The organism is Nonomuraea sp. NPDC049655 (assembly GCF_044465465.1).
Classification (GTDB): domain Bacteria; phylum Actinomycetota; class Actinomycetes; order Streptosporangiales; family Streptosporangiaceae; genus Nonomuraea.
This window is the reverse complement of record NZ_JBITLS010000008.1, coordinates 239,549-257,002: the sequence shown is the minus strand read 5'-3', so window position 1 is coordinate 257,002 and position 17,454 is coordinate 239,549. Positions and strand designations below refer to the sequence as shown.

The window sequence follows — 17,454 nt, the reverse complement described above, 5'->3', positions numbered from 1 at the left end:
CATCGCAGGAAAAAGCCCACATGCAGGCGCTCGGAAAGAAAATCTTGCTTCGCGGTCTGGTACCGGTATCAGTTCATCTGTACAGTCAGCCAACACCCCCACCGCGGACCGGCAGGTCCCCCTCTCCCTCCGAGAGAAAGGAAGCCCATGCGCCCTCGCGCAATGACGTCGTTCGCGGCGCTCCTCGGGACGCTCGCCCTGGCCGGCTGTTCCGGCGGCGGCGACGGAGCGGCCACGGCCCCCGCCGCCGACCTGTCCGCCACGCCCGACTTCTCCGGCACGCTGAGCATCCTCACCAAGTTCGCCGGCGAGCCGCTGCAGCCGTACTTCGAGGACCTGGCCGCGGCGTACCAGAAGCAGCACCCGGGCGTGAAGGTCGAGCTCATCCAGGAGACCGACCAGAGCATCAAGGACAAGACCAAGACGCTGACCGCCTCCGACGCGCTGCCCGACGTCTTCTTCACCTGGAGCGGCAACTGGGCGGAGAACTTCGTGCGCGGCGGGCGGGCCGCCGACCTGAGCAAGGTGATCGGCCCGGACACCGAGTGGGGCAGGACGTTCAGCCCCGGCTCGCTGTCGGCCTTCGCCTACGACGGCAAGTACTACGGCATCCCGCTGTACGGCAACGGCAAGTTCATGGGCTACAACAAGACCGCCTTCGACAAGGCCGGCGTCAAGGTGCCCGGCACGTTCGAGGAGCTGGTCGGGAGCTGCGCGGCGCTGCGCAAGGCGGGCTACGAGCCGATCGCCTTCGGCAACAAGGACGGCTGGCCCGCCCTGCACTACCTCCAGCAGCTCTTCGCCTACGACGTGCCGGCCGACGTCCTGCAGGCCGACTTCACCCCGAAGACGGCCAAGCTCGACAACCCGGGCTACGTGACCGCGCTCAACCGGTTCAAGACCCTGGTCGACACCTGCACCGACACCGGCAAGGGCACCAACGGCGTGCTCTACAGCTCGGCGCAGCAGGCCTTCCACGACGGCAAGGCGGCCATGTACTACCAGGAGGTCCTGGAGTTCGACAACGCCACCGACAAGAACGGCCTCAAGCCGGACGACTTCGGCATCTTCCAGCTCCCCGCCCCCCAGAACGCGGCCGGCGACCCCAAGACCATCGAGGGCGCTCCCGAGGGTTACCTGATCAACGCCAGGTCGCCGCGGGCCGCGCTGGCCGTCGACTTCATGAAGTTCGTGACCTCCACGCAGAACGCCAAGACCCTGTCGGCGCCCCCGTACGGGCAGCCCAGCACGGTCGTCGGCGCGGTCAGCCCCGAGACCTCCAGCAAGGCCGTCTACGAGGGCATGGAGCAGGTCAACAAGGCGCCGCGGCTGGCCGCGTGGCTCGACACCGTCACCGTGCCCGAGGTCGCCGACGCCTGGCTGGCCGGCGGCGAGGCGCTGATCAGCGGTGGCTCGACCCCCGACAAGGTGCTGGCGAGCGTCCGCGAGGCGTCGGAGTCGGCGAAGTAGGCCGGGCGGCCGGAGGGAGAGCATGCCGGTGCGTGCCATACGTCAACGGGCGCTCGGCCTGGCGTGGGTGGCTCCCGCGCTCGCGCTGGTCGTGGTGTTCGTCTACCTGCCGCTGGTGCAGAACTTCCAGTTCAGCACCCTCAAATGGGACATCTACCGCGGCACCCAGGAGTACGTCGGGCTCGACAACTACCGCAAGCTGATCGACGACCCGGTCTTCTGGTCCTCGCTGGGCAACAACGTCCTGTATGCGGTGGTCTCGATCGTCTTCCAGGTGTTCGGCGCGCTGCTGCTGGCCGCGCTGATCGAGGGCGTCCGCAGTGAGCGGTGGCAGCGCGGCCTGCGGGCGGTGTACTTCATCCCGTCGGCGATCTCGATGACCGTCGCCGGCCTGCTCTTCTACTTCATCTACGAGCCCAACCTGGGCCCGCTCAACCACCTGCTCAGGGCGATCGGCCTGGACGGCCTGGCCCAGGCGTGGCTGGGCCAGGAGAGCACCGCCATGTCGGCGATCATCGCGATGAGCCAGTGGCAGGGCTTCGGCTACTCGACGCTGCTGTTCGCGGTCGCGATCCAGCGCATCCCGCGCGAGATCTACGGCGCCGCCGCCATCGACGGCACCGGCCCGGTCCGGCGGTTCTTCCACGTGACCGTGCCGCTCGTGCGGGAGATGACCGGGCTGATGATGATGGTCACCGTCTCGGGCGCCTTCCAGGTGTTCAACGAGGTCATGGTGATGACCAGCGGCGGCCCCGACAACTCCAGCCAGGTCCTGGGCACCTGGCTCTACCGCAGCGGCTTCGTGCGCAACAACTTCGGCTACGCCGCCGCCATCGCGACGGTGATCTTCGTCATCACGCTCGGCATCGCCGTGGGACAGATGTGGGTCACCCGTAAGAGAAGGGTGGAATGGTGAGTCGCCGCGGCTTCCTCGGCGTGATCGCGCGCGTGTTCCTCTGGGCGTTCCTGCTCTGCCTCGCGGTGGTCGTGCTCTATCCCCTGCTGTGGATGGTGCTCAACGGGTTCAAGTCCAACAGCGAGCTGTTCGGCAACCCGTTCGCGCTGCCGTCGAGCTGGAGCTTCGAGAGCTACCAGAAGGCGTGGAACCGGGGGGTGAGCGACTACCTGACGACGAGCGTGCTGGTCACGCTCACCTCCACGGTCGCCACCGTGTTCGTCAGCGCGTGGGCGGCCTACGGGCTGACCCGGGTCGACATCCCCTTCAACCGGTTCGTCACGATGGCCATCCTCGGCGGGCTCATGCTCGCGCCGACCGTGGCGCTCGTGCCGCTGGTCAAGATGTTCCAGGCCATGGGGTTGTACAACAGCTTCTGGGCGCTGCTGATCCTCTACACCGCGTTCCGGATCCCGTTCACGACGTTCCTCATCCGGGCGTACATGATCGACCTGCCGCGCGAGGTGGACGAGGCCGCCGAGATGGACGGGTGCGGCCGCTGGACCGCGTTCTGGCGGATCATCCTGCCGATGTGCAAGCCGATCCTCACCTCGACCGTGCTGCTGCACATCCTGTTCGCCTGGAACGAGTACCTGTTCGCGATGGTCTTCACCAGCGGCGCCGGCGTGCAGACGCTGCCGGTCGGCCTCACCGGCCTGATGAGCAAGCACGGCACGGACTTCCCCGTCGTCTTCGCCGGGATGGTGATCGCGGCGCTGCCCGTGGTGCTGCTGTTCTTCCTCGGCCAGCGCTACATCGTCAAGGGCCTCGCCGACGGGGTCGGGAAGTGAGTCCGATGTCGTTGTCACTGCGGCAGGTCACCGGTTCGAACTTCGCCTACCAGCACCTGCCCTTCGACCGTTTCCTCGACGACGCCGCCGCGCTCGGTCGCGAGCACCTGGAGCTGTGGGGCGTCGCGCCGCAGCTGCACGTGCCGTGGCTGAGCGACGCCGAGGCGCGGGCGATCCGCCGGCGCGCCGCCGGGCGGGGGCTCACCGTCCGCTGCCTGACGCCCGAGCAGGTGGCCTACCCCGTCAACCTGGCCTCGCCGGACAGCCGGCTGCGGGCCGCGAGCGTGGCGATGTTCCGCCGGGCCGCCGAACTGGCCGCCGAGCTGGGGGCCGAGCTGCTGCTGCTGACCCCGGGCCGGGGCTTCGAGGACGAGCCGGTCGCCGCCGCCTGGCGGCGCTCGGCCGACGCGATCGGCGAGATCTGCGCCTACGCCCGCACGCTCGGCGTGTCGTGCGTGCTGGAGGCGTTGCAGCGGGTGGAGTCCAACCTGGTCAACGACGCGCCCACGCTGGCCCGCATGATCGACGAGGTGGGCGCCCCGAACCTGGGCGCGGTGCTGGACACCGTGGCCATGGCGGCGGCCGGGGAGGGCGTGGACGACTACTTCGACGCCCTCGGCGACCGCGTCAGGCACGTGCACCTGATCGACGGCTCCCCCACCGGGCACCTGGCCTGGGGCGACGGCGAGCTGCCGCTCACGGAGTACCTGGCCGCGCTGGACCGCAGGGGCTACCGGGGAGCGATGACGTTCGAGCTGTTCGGGGCCGGGGACTACGCCTTCGACCCGCGTCCCGTGGTGGAGCGCTGCCTGGCCTCCGTACAGGCAGCGCTCCCGGGAGCCTCATAGCCCGCCGACGGCTCCGGGCGTGACCAGCCCCCTGGCCGAGCCGGGATACCTGGCCACCAGCCTGGTCCTGCCGGTGCGGACGTCCACCGCGTAGGCCCGGGTGTCCTTCCCGACCTCGACGGCGAGCGTGACCTCCGACGGGCTCCGCCAGATCGTGGCGTTGTCGATGCGCGCCCCCTTCGGCAGGCCCTTGACCGGGACCTTCCGCACGGTGCGGCCGGTCCTGGCGTCGAGCACGGTGAGCCGGTGGGTCATGTACTCGGGCAGGACCTTCTTGCCGGGCGGGAACTCGAAGGCGACCACCGTGCGGCCGTCCGGGGCGAGCTCGCTGAACATGATGAAGACGCCGTCGAAGCGCACCGGCCTGCCGCCGCCGGTGACCGGCATGAACAGCAGGTCGGTCTTGCGGTAGCGGACCAGCTCGGCGACGCCGTCCTTGATGGCGACCGGCTCGTACACGCCGGGGACGGACACCGTCCCGCCGGTCCGCACGTCGATCAGCAGGCCGGGGTCCTTGGTGCCCTCGCGCGGGTCGAACGCCAGGTGGCGGCCGTCGTCGGAGACCACCAGCAGGGAGCCCATGCCGAGGCGTTCCTCCGTCACCCTCGCGGCGGAGACCGTCTCCGCGCCGGTCACCATGTCCCGGACGACGTGCGCCTGCGCGTCTTCGTCGTAGTAGGCGAACATGCGCCCGTCGCGGCTGAGGGCGACGGGCACGCGGTCGTTCCTGGCGGTCGTCCCGAGCGCCTGGGGCACCCGGTACGTCCTGCCGTCGCCGGTGACCACCCGCCATTCGCCGTCCACGCAGCCGGGCGGCGCGCTCTTCCCCTTGGGAGGCAGGCAGCTCTGCCGGTAGGCGTGGCTGAGCGTCCCCACCTTCCCCTCCGGCAGCACGGGCACGGCCGCGGCCGCGGCCTGCGGCGCGGCGGACTGCGCCCGCCGCGGCCCGGCCAGCAGCACGGCCGCCGTCACCCCGGCCAGCACCGCGATCGTCGCGGCGGCCGCCAGCGTCGCCGAGGCGCGGCGTCTGCGCCGGTACCCCGCCACCGCCAGGTCGGCCAGGTTCACCGGGGGCGCCTCCTCGGCGATGCCGTTCAGCGCGTCACGCAGTCTGGTCATCGGGCCGCCTCCTGAGGGGTTCGCGAGTCCACGAGGTCGGGGGCCAGCGCGCGCAGCCGCGCCAGCGCGTGATGGGTCTGGCTCTTCACCGTGCCGACCGCGCAGCCGAGCGCGTCGGCGGTCTGGGCCTCGGTGAGGTCCTCCCAGAAGCGCAGGACGATCACCGCGCGCTGCTTGCGCGTCAGCTTGTCCAGCGCCTGGCGCAGCACGATCCGGTCGAGCGCGTCGTCGTCATAGGTGACCGCGCGCTCGGGCGGGTCGGCGCTGGGCAGCTCGGGGTTCGGCCGGCGCCGCCACGAGATGTACTGGTTGACCAGCGCCTTACGCGTGTACGCCTCCGGGTTGCCGTCCCGCGCCAGCTTGTGCCAGTGCCGGACGACCTTGACCAGCACGCTCTGGAGCAGGTCCTCGGCCTGGTGAGGGTCGCCCACGAGCAGGTAGGCGGTCCGCATCAGCGCCTGTTGCCGGGCGATGACGAACTCGCGGAAGCCGTCATGAGCGTCCAATGTGGTGATCTCCCTTCGCCCGTTCCCAACGCGGCCGGCCGGGCGGAGGGTTGCAGGTTCGTCCCAGAATTCCCTACGGCCTCACCGGGCCCGCCGGGCGGGACGGCGACCCCAGGTGGCCCAGCGCCACAACCATTCCAGCGGGCCGAAGCGGTACCGGCGCAGCCAGAGGGTGGACCACACCCACTGCAGAGCCAGGATGACGGCGGCGATCCCCACGATCGTGGTCAGCGTCCAGCCCTCCGGCGGGCCGCCGGCCAGCTTGCCGAGGACCAGGACCAGGGCGGTGGCGCTCAGGTAGTTGGTCAGCGCCATGCGGCCCAGCGGGGCGAAGACGGCCCGCAACACCGGGCGCAGCGGGGTCCTGAGCAGGACGAGCAGGACGCACACGTACAGACCGGCCATGAGCAGCCCGGACGCGGCCATCGGCAGGGAGACGCCCGTGCTTGCGGCCTGCCACATGAGCGCCGGGACGGTGGCCGCGGCGAGACCCAGGGCCAGCAGCGCCGGGACGCGGGTGGAGCTCTCGACCCGGTCGATCACGCCGTACCTGGTGAGGGCCGAGCCCAGCAGGAACAGTCCGGGCACCAGCATCGTGCCGCCCCCGAAGACGACCAGCGCCACGACGACGAGCCCGGCGGCGAGCCCGGCCACGGCCCAGCGCGGCAACCACGTCGAGGGCAGCAGCACCACCAGGCCGACGACCGCGTAGACGGTCAGGATGTCGCCGCGCCACAGCAGGAACATGTGCGCCAGGCCCATGCAGCCCAGCAGGAGGAGCCTGCGCAGCAGCAACACCCGCGGATGGGGCACGCGGGCGGCGGCGGAGTCGAGCAGCAGCGAGAAGCCGACGCCGAACAGCAGCGAGAAGATCGGGAAGAAGCGCTGCTCGACGAGCAGGCCCAGCCAGCGGGCGGTGTCGTCGAGCGTCGCCTGCTGCGCGGTGACCGGGTCGGTGCCGACGTGCGAGATCGGCTGGACGTTGGCCAGCAGGATCCCGCACAGGGCGAAGCCGCGCACGACGTCGAGCGCGATGATGCGCGACCGCCCGGGGGCGGCCGGGGGTGTGGTGCGGGGTGTGGTGCGGGGTGTGGTGCGGGGTGTGGTGCCCTGGGGCAGGGCGCGGGCGGGCCGCGGGTCGTCATGGGGCATGAAGCCTCATCCTGCGGCGGGCGGCACGGCGCGGGGAGGGTCCAAAGCAGGGTCCGGGCCGCGGCGACCGTACTTTCGGCCGGTGTGCCGGGCGGACCGGCCTCCCTGTCCTGGGGTGCGCGCGGCGACCGTACTTTCGGCCGGTGTGCCGGGCGGGCCCGCCTCCCTAGCCTGGGTGCGTGAACGTGCGGAACCGGCCGGAGCTCGCCTGGCCCCTCGGGCGGCGGGCCGCGGCCGTGACGGCGCAGGCCGCGCTCGCGGTGGCGGCCGTCGCCGTGCTGGTCTTCTGGGCCGGTCTGATCGCCGGCAGCTGGGGCGGCGGCTACTGGGTGTTCGACGGCGCGGCGGGGGCGGCGGTGTGCGCGCTGGCCCTGGCGCGCCGCCTGGCCCCGGTGTGGACGGCCGTGGCCGGGCTGGCGGTGGCGGCCGTGGCCGTCCTGGTCGCCGCGCGGGCCGGGCTGCCGAACGAACCCGGACCGGCCATGGTGCTCGGCCTGTCCGTGCTGGTCGGGTCGGCGGTCAGGACGCTTCCCGTACGGGCCGCCTGCGCCGTCGCGGCCGGTGGGCTCGCGGTCGCCGCGGCGAGCGCGCCCGGGGCGCACAACGGGGCCACGGTGGCGCTCAACGTGGCCGGGTGGCTGGCCGCCCTGGGCGTCGGCGGCGGTCTGCGGCTGCTGGCGGCGCGCCGCCTGTCGGCCGCCGATCGCGTCCGGCACGACGAGCGCCGCAGGCTGGCCAGGGAGCTGCACGACGTGGCCGCCCACCACCTGACCGGCATCGTCCTGCAGGCCCAGGCGGCCCGGCTGCTGGCCCGCAGGGGGTCAGGCCCGCTGGAGGAGTCGCTGGAGGACATCGAGGACGCCGGAGCCGGAGCCCTGGCCGCGCTGCGCCGCGTCGTGGGCCTGCTGCGCGACGCCGGTGACGACGTGCCCTGCCCGGCCGGCCGGCTCACCGACCTGGTCGGCGGCTTCGACGGCCCGCCCGTGACCCTGCGCGTCCCCGGCGAGGCCGAGAGCTGGCCGCCGGAGGTGAACAGCACCGTCTACCGGATCGTCCAGGAGTCGCTGACGAACGTCGCCCGCCACGCGGCCCGCGCGGTCACCGTCGAGGTCACGGTCACCGGGCGGGACGGCGCGGTCGTGGTCGAGGTCGCCGACGACGCGCCGCCCGCGCCGCCGTCCCGGAGCCGCGGCGGCTACGGCCTGCTCGGCATGCGCGAACGCGTCGAGGCCCTCGACGGCACCCTGCGCGCGGGCCCCCGGCCGGAGGGCGGCTGGACGGTCCACGCGACCCTGCCACTAGGGGGGCGGCGATGACGATCGGCGTGCTGCTGGCCGACGACCAGGCGATGGTCCGCCGGGGCCTGCGGCTGATCCTGGAGGACCAGCCCGACATCCGCGTGGTGGCCGAGGCCCGGGACGGCGCGGAGGCCGTGGAGCTGGCCCGGCGGGTACGCCCCGACGTCTGCCTGGTGGACATCCTCATGCCCGGCATGGACGGCATCGCGGTCACCCGCGCCCTGGCCGGCGCAAGCGTGCCCGACCCGCTGCCGGTGGTCGTGGTCACCACCTTCGACCTGGACGAGTACGTCTACGACGCGCTGCGCTGCGGCGCGGCCGGGTTCGTGCTGAAGGACGCCGGCCCGGCCCTGCTCGGCGAGGCCGTACGGGCGGCCAGCACCGGGGACGCCCTGATCTCGCCGTCGATCACGCCGCGCCTGCTGGGCCGCCTGGCCAGGAGGGCGCCGCGCGCGACGGGAGCGGTGCACCCGCTGTCGGAGCGGGAGACCGACGTGGTGCGCGCGGTGGCCGCCGGTCGCACCAACCGGGAGATCGCCGCCGCCCTGCACATCTCGCTGAGCACCGTGAAAGGCCACATCTCCGCCATCCTCGACAAGCTGGGCATACGCAACCGGGTCGAGATCATCGTGTGGGCCTGGGAGAACGGGGTGGCGGGCTGACCGCGGGCCGGGGGACGTCCCTCAGCGCGACTCGTCGCCCAGCCGCACGCTCGCGCGGGCGATGTCGGCCAGCGTGATGTCGGCCAGCATCATCTCCTCGTGGTCGCGCAGCGCGCTCCACACCTCGGCGAGCGGGCTGGCCACACCGGGATAGCCGCCGTGGTCGCCGCCCTCGGAGACGCCTTCGACGATCAGCACGATGTCGGCGAGGGTGATCTCGCCGGCGGGCCTGGCCAGCCAGTAGCCGCCCTCGGGGCCGCGCTGGCTGTGCAGCAGGCCCGCCCGGCGCAGCTGCAGCAGGATGTTGTCGAGGAACTTGCGGGGGATGCCCTGGGCCGTGGCGATCTTCTCGGCGGGCATGGGGCCCGGCGGCGCTGCGGCCAGCTCGGCCGCGGCGCGCAGGGCGTACTGGGTTCTGGCGGAGATCCGCATGACCGTCTGCTGCTCAGGCGCTCACCTGGTGCAGGCCCCAGCGGCGGCGCAGCGCGTCGTCCGCCAGGCCGAAGACGCGGTCCACCACGATGCCGATGACCAGGATGACGATCATGGTGGCGAGCAGGCCGGGCGAGTCGGCCAGCTCGCGGGCGTAGTGGAGCTGCTCGCCCAGCGAGGCCTGGTTGGCGATGATGACCAGCAGCTCACCGGCCATCAGCGAGCGCCAGGCGAACGCCCAGCCCTGCTTGAGCCCGGCCAGGAACGACGGCAGCGAGGCCGGCAGGATGACGTGCCGGTAGAGCGCGATCCGGCGGAAGCCGAGCATGTGCCCGGCGCGCAGCAGGATCGGCGGCGTGTAGTCCACCCCGGTGATCAGGCCGTTGGCGATGGACGGCGCCGCGCCCAGCACCACCACGAACAGGATCGCGCTCTCCGACAGCCCGAACAGCAGGATGGCCAGCGGGAACCAGGCGATGGACGGCATCGTCTGGAGCCCGGTGATCAGCGAGCCCGTGGCGCGGCGCAGCGGCCCGATCCGCGAGACCAGCGCGCCGACGACCAGCCCGACGGCGATCGCCAGGGCGAACCCGGTGACCGCGCGGCGCATGGTGACCGTCAGCGCGGTGTAGAACTCGGGGTCGCCGAGCCGGTGCCCGAGTTCGGCGAGCGTGGTGACCGGCCCGGCGAAGACGTACTCGGGCCACCAGCCCGCCCACACCACGGCCTGCCAGACGGCCAGCACGATGAGCACGGCCGTGGCGATCGGCCACAACCCCGCCCACAGCCTGGAGGCCAGGCCGGCGCGGTGGCCGGTGCCCAGCTCCAGCGCGTCGAGCCCGGCGAGCTGCTGGGCGTGGGTGTCCGTCGTCGTCATGCGGGCTCCTCCTGACGGGCGTGGCGCAGGACCTCCTGGCGGAGGCGGCCGGTGATCTCCCCCGCCAGCTCGGCCACCTCGCCCGAGTCGGTACGGCGGGGCCGCGGCAGCGCGACGGGGAAGTCCTCGACCACCCGCCCCGGCCTGCTGGACAGCAGCACGACCCGGTCGCCGAGCCGGACGGCCTCGCGCACGTTGTGGGTGACGAACAGGACCGACAGGGCGCGTTCCCGCCAGATGCGTTCGAGCTCGTCGTGCAGCAGGTCGCGGGTCATGGCGTCCAGGGCGCCGAAGGGCTCGTCCATCAGCAGCACGTCGGCGTCCTGGGCGAGCGCCCTGGCCAGGGCGACGCGCTGGCGCATGCCGCCGGACAGCTCGTGCGGCCGTTTCCTGCCGAACCCGCTCAGGTGGACGATGTCGAGGAACTCGGCGGCCCGGTCCCGGCGTTCCCGCTTGCTCACGCCCTTGGCGCGCAGCGCCATCTCGACGTTGGCAGAGACGGTCAGCCAGGGGAACAGCGCGGGTTCCTGGAACATGAGCGCGACGCGGGCGTCGTCCACGTCGATCCGGCCGGCCGTGGGCCGGTCGAGCCCGGCGACCAGCGACAGCAGCGTGCTCTTGCCGCAGCCGGACGCGCCGAGCAGGCAGACGAACTCGCCGGGCGCCACCGACAGCGAGACCTGGTCGAGGGCTTGCAGGGCCGTCCGGCCCTGACCGTAGAGCTTGGAGACGGCCTCCAGCCGGATCGCGGGGCTCTGCCCGTCGACCCGGCCGGTGACCTGCTCCGTGAGCGGAGCGGACATCGCGTGCGCCTCCTACTTGTCGGAGATGGCCTGCTGGCCCTTGGCGGCGAGGACCTCGTTGAGGACCTTGAGGTCGTAGATGCCGTTCAGGTCGACCGGGTCGAGGAGGCCGACCTTGGTCGCGTGCTCGGCGCTGCCCACCAGCGACGAGGCGATCGGGTCGTTGGTGAAGGTGATGTTCTTGAACGCGCTGTCCAGCACCTCGGGCTTGAGCGCCTTGCCGGTCAGCTTCTGCAGGGCGGCGTTGGCGGTCTGCGCGGCGCCGGCCGGGTCCTTGGCGATGACGTCGTTGGCCTCGACGTGCGCCTCGATCAGCTTCTTGAGCAGGTCGGGGTGCTCCTTGGCCCACTCCTGGCGGACGATCAGGTGGGTGATCACGAACTGCTTGTTCGGCCACAGGTCGCGCTCGTCGACCAGCACCTTGCCGCCGCTCTCCTTGATCAGGCGGCTGGCGAACGGCTCGGGCACCCAGGCGCCGTCGATGTCGCCGGTGGCGAAGGTCTGGATGGTCTGGGAGTTCTCCTGGGGCACGATCGAGACCTCGCCGCCGCCCTTGGTGTCGGTCTTGATGCCCTTCTCGGTCAGCCAGTAGCGCAGCGCGACGTCTTGGGTGTTGCCGAGCTGCGGGGTGGCGATCTTCTTGCCCTTGAGGTCCTCCACCGAGTTGATCCCGGGCTTGACCACGAGGAACACGCCGCCGGACGCCGCACCGGCGACGATCTTGATGGCCTGGCCCTTCGACTTCGACCAGGCGTTGATGGCCGGGTTGGGGCCGACGTAGGTGGCGTCGATGGCGCCGGAGAACACGGCCTCGATCGCGGCCGGGCCGGCGTTGAACGTGCTGGTCCTGGGCGCGGTGCCGAGGTGCTTGGCGTAGATGCCCTTCTCCACGCCGACCAGCGCGGTGGCGTGGGTGATGTTGGGGAAGAAGCCCAGACGCACCTGCGTGCCGCCGGCTCCCCCGCTCTTCGCGCCGCTGTCCGCAGGGCTGCCGCTGCCCCCACAGGCGGCCGCCATGGTCGTGAGCGCCAGGGCGGCCAGGGTGGCCACCGTTACGCGAACCCTGCGAGCGTTCATCTCTTCTCCCTATTTCCCACTTATTTAGTGGCTTTAGAGTGTTTATAGGAGCAAGGGAGGGCGCTCGTCAATCCCACTCTGGGTCACAGACTCTTCACGAAAGGCAGCGGGCCGCGTTTCGGACGGTCGTCCGGGTCGAAGCGCGGGGTGTAGCCGCCGGCCAGGTACAGGGCGACGGCCTCGGGCTGGCGGGGGCCGGTGGTCAGGTGAATGCGCAGGTAGCCGCGGCGGGCGGCCTCGCGTTCCAGCTCCCGTACGACGACCGCGCCCAGGCCGCGCCTGCGATGGCCGGGATGCGTCCACACCCGCTTCAGCTCGGCCGTGTCGGCGTCGTAGCGGCGGAACGCCCCGCCCGCCACGGTCTCGCCGCCCACCACCAGGACGAGGAAGGCCCCGTCCGGCGGCGCGAACTCCTCGGCCGGGTACCGGTTCAGCTCGTCGTTGGCGCCGTACCGGCTGGTGTACTCCAGCGCGAGGTCCGCCAGCAGCGGCCGGACGGCGGGATCGTCCGGCGCGACCAGGCGGACCTCGAAGGCGGGCGCGCTCAACCGCTCTGCCTCGGCAGGCCCGGCGGGTTGACCCTGGACTCGGCGACCGCCTCGTTGCCCAGCCCCCACCGGTCGAGCACCTGCCGGTACGTCCCGTTCCCGATCACCGTGGCCAGCGCGTCGTGCACCGGCCCGACCAGGCCGTCGCCCTTCTTCGTCATCGCCGCGATGAGCCCCTGCAGGCCCGGCCCGGCGCCCGAGGCGGTGCCCACGATCCTGGAGCCGCCGCTGACCGCGACGTTGTAGGCGATGGTCGGGTTCGGGCCGAAGTACGCCTGCACGCGCCCCGACTTCAGGGCGAGCAGCACGTCGCCGTACTTCTGGTAGTAGAGGATCTCGACCGGTTTCCGGCCGGCCTTCCGGTTCTGGGCGTCCCAGTCGAGCAGGATCTTCTCCTGGTTGGTGCCCGAGCCGACCGAGACGCGCAGCCCGGCCACGTCGGCGGGCCCGGAGATCCTCCTGATCGGGCTGGAGCCGGGAACCTGCCAGGCGAGCTGGTCGATCCGGTACGTCGCGAAGTCGTAGACGTCCTTGCGCTCCTCGGTGACGGTGACATTGTTGAACACGGCCTCGTACTTGCCGGACCTGGCCCCCAGGAACAGGTTCTCCCAGGAGGAGCTCTCCGGCTCCAGCTCCAGGCCGAGCACGTCCGCCACGAGCTGGGCGAGGTCGGTCTCCACGCCGATCGGCGTGACGTCGTCACTGGCCGGGAAGACCAGCGGCGGCGAGCTCTGGACGCTGAAGCCGACGGTGAGCCGGCCGTCCCGGGCGATCTCGGCGGGCACCCGGGCGGCGATGCTCGCGACCTTGCCGGTGCGCACCCGCTTCTGGTCGGGGCCGGTGTCGACGGCGCGGCCGGCGACCGCGCCGTCGGCGCCGGCCCCTTCGCGGGCTCTATGGACGAGCGCGGGTTCGGCCGCGCAGGCGGTGACGGTGGTGGAGACGATCAGCAGGAGTGCGGGCACGGCGGTGAGACGCATGGGGGTTCCTTGTGATCAGAGGACCTTGCCGAGGAAGGCGCGGGTGCGCTCGTGGCGCGGGGCGTCGAGGACCTGCGCGGCCGGGCCGCGCTCGACGATGCGGCCGTCGTCCATGAACACGACGGTGTCGGCCACCTCCCGGGCGAAGCCGATCTCGTGCGTGACGACGATCATGGTCGTGCCGCTGCGGGCCAGGTCCTTCATGACCTCCAGGACCTCGCCGACCAGCTCCGGGTCGAGGGCGGAGGTGGGCTCGTCGAACAGCACCACCTTGGGCTCCAGGGCCAGCGCCCTGGCGATGGCGACGCGCTGCTGCTGGCCGCCGGAGAGCGTGCGCGGATAGGCCGCCGCCTTGCCGGCCAGCCCGACCCGGTCGAGCAGGCGGGCGGTCAGCTCGGCCACCTCGGCGCGCGGCCGGCGCTGGGCCGACAGCGGGGCCTCGGCGATGTTCTGGCTGACGGTGAGGTGCGGGAAGAGGTTGAAGTTCTGGAAGACGAAGCCGATGCTGGTGCGCTGGCGGAGGATCTCGCGTTCGGGCAGCTCGTACAGGTGGTCGCCGGCGCGCCGGTAGCCCAGCAGCTCGCCGTCGACCGTGACCGTCCCGCGTTCCACCTTCTCCAGGTGGTTGATCACGCGCAGCAGGGTGGACTTGCCCGAGCCGGACGGCCCGAGCACCACCGCCACCTCGCCCTGGCGTACGCGCAGGTCGATGCCCTTGAGCACGTGCAGCGCGCCGAAGCTCTTGTGCACGCCGGCCAGTTCCACCATCATGAGCGGCCCCTGCCGTAGTGGCGCTCCAGGAAGTGCTGGCCGACCGAGAGCGTGGTCGTCAGGACGAGGTACCAGACGGTCGCGACCAGCAGCAGCGCCATCACCCTGCCGTTGCGGTTGTAGATCACCTGTACCTGGTAGAACAGCTCGGGCAGGGCCATGATGTAGACCACCGAGGTGCCCTTGACCAGGCTGACGATCTCGTTGCCGGCGTTCGGCACGATCGTCCGCATGGCCTGCGGCAGGATGATCCGGAAGAACCGGCGGGCCCGCGGCACGCCCAGCGCCGCCGCGGCCAGGCGCTGCCCCGGATCGACCGACAGCAGGCCGCCGCGGACGATCTCGGCGGCGTAGGCCGCCTGGTGCAGCGCGAGCCCGAGCGCGGCGGCGGTGACCGGCCCGATCAGGTCCATCGTGCCGACGTCGAAGAAGGCCGGCCCGAACGGCACCCCGAACGACAACCTCGGGTACAGCAGCGCCAGGTTGTACCAGAACAGCAGTTGCAGGATCAGCGGCACCGAGCGGAACAGCCACACGTACCCCCAGGCCACCGAGGCCAGCAGCCGGTTGGCCGACAGGCGCATGAGGGCGAGCAGGGTGCCGAGCGCGAACCCGAGCCCGATGCCCAGCGCGGTCAGCTCCAGCGTGAGCAGCACCGAGCGCAGGACGGAGGGCGCGAACAGGTACATGCCGACGACGTCCCACTCCCAGGCGGGGTTGGTGACCAGGGCGTTGGCCGCCATCGCCAGCAGCACCAGCACGGCGAGCGCGGCCACCGCCCGTGACGGGTGGCGGGCGGTCACGACCTTCGGCGCGGGCTCCTCCAGCCCGGCGGCGGGCACCGCCTCGGCCGTGTCACGCAGCGCCATGGCCCGCACGCACGTCGTCGCCACGACCCGAACGTGCGACTCCCTCGCGTGCGACTCCCTCGCGGGCGGCGTCGGCGCGGGCGGCGTCGGCGCGGGCGGCGTCGCGGCGGGCCACTTCCGCGCGGACGAGCGGGATGACGTGCCGGCCGAAGTCGACGGCGTCCTCCAGGATCGCGTAGCCGCGCGCCGAGAGGATCTCCACGCCCAGGTCGTAGTAGTCGAGCAGGGCCTGCGCGACCGTCTCCGGGGTGCCGACGAGGGCGGTGGAGTTGCCGGCGGCGCCGGTGGCCGCCGCGGTGGGCGTCCACAGGGCGCGGTCGTGCCGCTCCCCCCTGGCGGCCACCTCCAGCAGCCGCAGCGACCCGGCGTTCTGCGGCGGCCCCCCGGGACGCCGCCGCGGGTTCGCCCGGGAGTGTCGCAGCTCCCCCAGGATCCGGTGCGCCTTCTCCCAGGCCAGCTCCTCGGTGGGCGCGATGATCGGCCGGAAGGCCACCTGGATGCGCGGCGCGTCGGCCCGCCCGGCCGCGCGGGCCGCCTCCTTGACCGAGGCGATCTGCTGCGCGGTCTCGGCCAGCGGCTCGCCCCACAGGCAGTAGACGTCGGCCTCGGCCCCGCCGGCCGCGTACGCCGCGGGCGACGAGCCGCCGAAGGAGACCTGGGGCCGCGGCCGCTGGACCGGGAAGACGTCGGAGACGAAGTCCCGGAAGGAGTAGTGGGCGCCCTCGTGGTCGAACGGCTCCCTGGAGGTCCACCCCTTCTTGACGATCCTGATGTACTCCCTGGTCCTGGCGTACCGCTCGTCCTTGGCCAGGACGTCGCCCTCCCTGCCCTGCTCATGGTCGTTGCCGCCGGTGATGAAGTGCACGGTCAGGCGGCCGTCGCTGATCTGGTCGAGCGTGGCGAACGTCTTGAGCGCGTACGTCGGGTACGACACGTTCGGCCGGTGGGCCAGCAGGATCCCCAGGCCCTCGACCCGGCCGGCGACGTACGCCGCCACCTGGGCCGGGTCGGGCGAGCCTGAGCCGTAGGCGAACAGCACCCGGTCCCAGCCGTGCTCCTGGTGGGCCCGCGCGAGCCGGAGCGTGTACTGCTTGTCGAAGGAGGGGCCCGAGCGGGGCGAGGTCTCCGAGCCGTCGTTGGTGCCACCGATACCGAGGAACTCCACAGGCATGTCGCGGCCTTTCTGGCGTCGTGAACGCCTTTCACCCCAGCACGGCGATCTTATTCCGTCAAGCCCTACCAATTTAGTTGGTTTTTATTTACGGTGGAGGCGTACGGAAGGAAGGACACCATGCCATCCCTGACCATCACCCCCGTCGCCGGCCGTATAGGAGCCGAGATCACCGGTGTGCGGCTCACGCCCGATCTGCACCCCGACGTCGTGGCCGAGCTCCGCCAGGCCCTGCTCACCCACAAAGTGATCTTCCTGCGCGGTCAGGAGCACCTCGACGAGCAGAGCCAGGTGGGCTTCGCCCGGCTGCTCGGCGAGCCGACCGCCGCCCACCCGACCGTGCCCGCGCTGCACGGCAACGCCCACATCCTGGACCTCGACTACAGCAACGGCCACAAGGTCGACCGCTGGCACACCGACGTGACCTTCGTGGACCGGCCGCCGCTGGCCTCGGTGCTGCGCGCGGTCGTCGTGCCGGAGGCGGGCGGCGACACGTTGTGGGCCAACACCGTCAGCGCGTACCAGAACCTGCCCGCCGAGCTGCGCGACCTGCTCGACCGGCTGCGCGCCGTGCACACCAACCAGTACGACTACGTCCGCACGGCCACCATCGACGAGCGGGCCCGCGAGCACGCCGAGGTGTTCGCCTCCACCCTGTTCGAGACCGAGCACCCGGTCGTGCGCGTGCATCCGGAGACCGGCGAGCGCTCGATCCTGCTCGGCGACTTCGCCAAGCGGCTGAGCGGCCTGTCCGGGCACACCTCCGGGTCGATCATCCGGCTGGTCCAGGAGCACGTCACCGAGGTGGAGAACACCGTCCGCTGGCGCTGGTCGCCCGGTGACGTGGCCATCTGGGACAACCGGGCCACCCAGCACCGCGTGGTGCACGACTTCGGCGACCGTCCCCGCCGCCTGCACCGGGTCACGATCGCCGGGGACGTGCCGGTCGGCGTGGACGGCCGCACCAGCACCGCCCTCAGCGGCGACGCCGCGACCTACTCGCCGATCGCCGCCTGACCCTCCCCGGGGCCGCCCCGGCCACGAACGTCGCCGTGGCCGGGGCCTCGCGGAGCGGCCGAAGCCAGTGCGGGCGGGGTTGGCTGGGCCCCGCCCGCACCTCTCATC

At 72.1% G+C, this 17,454-nt stretch carries 19 protein-coding genes; 7 read left to right on the top strand and 12 right to left on the bottom strand.

Features of this window, described 5'->3' with window-relative positions:
- The first annotated feature begins 147 nt into the window (after window positions 1-147).
- From ACIBQ6_RS26440 to ACIBQ6_RS26425, 4 genes are read left to right on the top strand one after another with little or no spacing between them, the layout of a single operon-like run.
- Entirely contained in the window at window positions 148-1,470 is a 1,323-nt protein-coding gene (locus ACIBQ6_RS26440; protein WP_387668478.1) for an ABC transporter substrate-binding protein, read from the top strand.
- A gap of 28 nt (window positions 1,471-1,498) precedes the next feature.
- Window positions 1,499-2,386: a sugar ABC transporter permease gene (locus ACIBQ6_RS26435; protein ID WP_358283053.1), complete on the top strand. Its 888-nt coding sequence runs from the start codon at window positions 1,499-1,501 to the stop codon at window positions 2,384-2,386.
- Complete coding sequence (locus ACIBQ6_RS26430) at window positions 2,380-3,216, top strand: carbohydrate ABC transporter permease (protein ID WP_358283051.1); 837 nt, start codon at window positions 2,380-2,382, stop codon at window positions 3,214-3,216. The genes ACIBQ6_RS26435 and ACIBQ6_RS26430 overlap by 7 nt, the downstream gene beginning before the upstream one ends.
- 5 nt (window positions 3,217-3,221) lie before the next feature.
- Entirely contained in the window at window positions 3,222-4,064 is an 843-nt protein-coding gene (locus ACIBQ6_RS26425) for a TIM barrel protein (RefSeq protein WP_397215074.1), read from the top strand.
- Here the strand turns inward: ACIBQ6_RS26425 and ACIBQ6_RS26420 are convergent.
- From ACIBQ6_RS26420 to ACIBQ6_RS26410, 3 genes are all read right to left on the bottom strand, one after another.
- Window positions 4,059-5,183, bottom strand: coding sequence for a hypothetical protein (locus tag ACIBQ6_RS26420; protein WP_397215072.1), 1,125 nt, complete (start codon window positions 5,181-5,183; stop codon window positions 4,059-4,061). The genes ACIBQ6_RS26425 and ACIBQ6_RS26420 overlap by 6 nt on opposite strands.
- Window positions 5,180-5,689, bottom strand: coding sequence for a SigE family RNA polymerase sigma factor (locus tag ACIBQ6_RS26415; RefSeq protein WP_352349556.1), 510 nt, complete (start codon window positions 5,687-5,689; stop codon window positions 5,180-5,182). The genes ACIBQ6_RS26420 and ACIBQ6_RS26415 overlap by 4 nt, the downstream gene beginning before the upstream one ends.
- A gap of 81 nt (window positions 5,690-5,770) precedes the next feature.
- Window positions 5,771-6,841, bottom strand: coding sequence for a DUF418 domain-containing protein (locus ACIBQ6_RS26410; RefSeq protein ID WP_397215069.1), 1,071 nt, complete (start codon window positions 6,839-6,841; stop codon window positions 5,771-5,773).
- 179 nt (window positions 6,842-7,020) lie between these two features.
- Between ACIBQ6_RS26410 and ACIBQ6_RS26405 the strand changes: the two genes are divergently transcribed.
- Window positions 7,021-8,157 (top strand): sensor histidine kinase, encoded by a 1,137-nt coding sequence (locus ACIBQ6_RS26405; RefSeq protein WP_397215067.1) that lies wholly within the window; start codon window positions 7,021-7,023, stop codon window positions 8,155-8,157.
- Entirely contained in the window at window positions 8,154-8,801 is a 648-nt protein-coding gene (locus ACIBQ6_RS26400; RefSeq protein ID WP_397215065.1) for a response regulator, read from the top strand. Before ACIBQ6_RS26405 ends, ACIBQ6_RS26400 begins: the two co-directional genes overlap by 4 nt.
- A 21-nt stretch (window positions 8,802-8,822) precedes the next feature.
- On the opposite strand, the gene ACIBQ6_RS26395 is transcribed toward ACIBQ6_RS26400, so the two are convergent.
- The 9 genes from ACIBQ6_RS26395 to ACIBQ6_RS26355 form a co-directional block, all read right to left on the bottom strand.
- Window positions 8,823-9,233, bottom strand: coding sequence for an Rrf2 family transcriptional regulator (locus ACIBQ6_RS26395; RefSeq protein WP_358283040.1), 411 nt, complete (start codon window positions 9,231-9,233; stop codon window positions 8,823-8,825).
- Between the two features lie 13 nt (window positions 9,234-9,246).
- Window positions 9,247-10,110, bottom strand: coding sequence for an ABC transporter permease (locus tag ACIBQ6_RS26390; protein WP_358283038.1), 864 nt, complete (start codon window positions 10,108-10,110; stop codon window positions 9,247-9,249).
- Window positions 10,107-10,913 (bottom strand): ABC transporter ATP-binding protein, encoded by an 807-nt coding sequence (locus tag ACIBQ6_RS26385; protein WP_358283036.1) that lies wholly within the window; start codon window positions 10,911-10,913, stop codon window positions 10,107-10,109. The genes ACIBQ6_RS26390 and ACIBQ6_RS26385 overlap by 4 nt, the downstream gene beginning before the upstream one ends.
- A gap of 12 nt (window positions 10,914-10,925) precedes the next feature.
- Entirely contained in the window at window positions 10,926-11,990 is a 1,065-nt protein-coding gene (locus ACIBQ6_RS26380; RefSeq protein WP_358283034.1) for an ABC transporter substrate-binding protein, read from the bottom strand.
- 83 nt (window positions 11,991-12,073) lie between these two features.
- A complete protein-coding gene (locus ACIBQ6_RS26375) occupies window positions 12,074-12,538 on the bottom strand; it encodes a GNAT family N-acetyltransferase (RefSeq protein ID WP_397164821.1) in 465 nt (154 codons plus the stop codon).
- A complete protein-coding gene (locus ACIBQ6_RS26370) occupies window positions 12,535-13,518 on the bottom strand; it encodes an ABC transporter substrate-binding protein (protein WP_397215062.1) in 984 nt (327 codons plus the stop codon). The genes ACIBQ6_RS26375 and ACIBQ6_RS26370 overlap by 4 nt, the downstream gene beginning before the upstream one ends.
- A 15-nt stretch (window positions 13,519-13,533) precedes the next feature.
- Window positions 13,534-14,289, bottom strand: coding sequence for an amino acid ABC transporter ATP-binding protein (locus tag ACIBQ6_RS26365; RefSeq protein WP_387668506.1), 756 nt, complete (start codon window positions 14,287-14,289; stop codon window positions 13,534-13,536).
- Complete coding sequence (locus ACIBQ6_RS26360; protein ID WP_397215060.1) at window positions 14,286-15,182, bottom strand: amino acid ABC transporter permease; 897 nt, start codon at window positions 15,180-15,182, stop codon at window positions 14,286-14,288. Before ACIBQ6_RS26360 ends, ACIBQ6_RS26365 begins: the two co-directional genes overlap by 4 nt.
- Window positions 15,145-16,329 carry an LLM class flavin-dependent oxidoreductase gene (locus ACIBQ6_RS26355; protein WP_397215058.1) on the bottom strand — a complete coding sequence of 395 codons (1,185 nt, stop codon included), beginning with the start codon at window positions 16,327-16,329 and terminating at the stop codon, window positions 15,145-15,147. The genes ACIBQ6_RS26360 and ACIBQ6_RS26355 overlap by 38 nt, the downstream gene beginning before the upstream one ends.
- 120 nt (window positions 16,330-16,449) lie before the next feature.
- On the opposite strand from ACIBQ6_RS26355, the gene ACIBQ6_RS26350 reads away from it, so the two are divergent.
- Window positions 16,450-17,346, top strand: coding sequence for a TauD/TfdA dioxygenase family protein (locus tag ACIBQ6_RS26350; RefSeq protein WP_397215056.1), 897 nt, complete (start codon window positions 16,450-16,452; stop codon window positions 17,344-17,346).
- Window positions 17,347-17,454: the final 108 nt, after the last annotated feature.

Excerpts from the sequence above, each read along its gene's own strand:
- ACIBQ6_RS26430 (WP_358283051.1), top strand. The coding sequence starts at position 2,380 with ATGGTGAGTCGCCGCGGCTTCCTCGGCGTGATCGCGCGCGTGTTCCTC.
- ACIBQ6_RS26420 (WP_397215072.1), bottom strand. The coding sequence starts at position 5,183 with ATGACCAGACTGCGTGACGCGCTGAACGGCATCGCCGAGGAGGCGCCC.
- ACIBQ6_RS26440 (WP_387668478.1), top strand. The coding sequence starts at position 148 with ATGCGCCCTCGCGCAATGACGTCGTTCGCGGCGCTCCTCGGGACGCTC.
- ACIBQ6_RS26350 (WP_397215056.1), top strand. The coding sequence starts at position 16,450 with ATGCCATCCCTGACCATCACCCCCGTCGCCGGCCGTATAGGAGCCGAG.
- ACIBQ6_RS26385 (WP_358283036.1), bottom strand. The coding sequence starts at position 10,913 with ATGTCCGCTCCGCTCACGGAGCAGGTCACCGGCCGGGTCGACGGGCAG.
- ACIBQ6_RS26425 (WP_397215074.1), top strand. The coding sequence starts at position 3,222 with ATGTCGTTGTCACTGCGGCAGGTCACCGGTTCGAACTTCGCCTACCAG.
- ACIBQ6_RS26380 (WP_358283034.1), bottom strand. The coding sequence starts at position 11,990 with ATGAACGCTCGCAGGGTTCGCGTAACGGTGGCCACCCTGGCCGCCCTG.
- ACIBQ6_RS26355 (WP_397215058.1), bottom strand. The coding sequence starts at position 16,329 with ATGCCTGTGGAGTTCCTCGGTATCGGTGGCACCAACGACGGCTCGGAG.
- ACIBQ6_RS26365 (WP_387668506.1), bottom strand. The coding sequence starts at position 14,289 with ATGATGGTGGAACTGGCCGGCGTGCACAAGAGCTTCGGCGCGCTGCAC.
- ACIBQ6_RS26400 (WP_397215065.1), top strand. The coding sequence starts at position 8,154 with ATGACGATCGGCGTGCTGCTGGCCGACGACCAGGCGATGGTCCGCCGG.
- ACIBQ6_RS26395 (WP_358283040.1), bottom strand. The coding sequence starts at position 9,233 with ATGCGGATCTCCGCCAGAACCCAGTACGCCCTGCGCGCCGCGGCCGAG.
- ACIBQ6_RS26370 (WP_397215062.1), bottom strand. The coding sequence starts at position 13,518 with ATGCGTCTCACCGCCGTGCCCGCACTCCTGCTGATCGTCTCCACCACC.
- ACIBQ6_RS26390 (WP_358283038.1), bottom strand. The coding sequence starts at position 10,110 with ATGACGACGACGGACACCCACGCCCAGCAGCTCGCCGGGCTCGACGCG.
- ACIBQ6_RS26410 (WP_397215069.1), bottom strand. The coding sequence starts at position 6,841 with ATGCCCCATGACGACCCGCGGCCCGCCCGCGCCCTGCCCCAGGGCACC.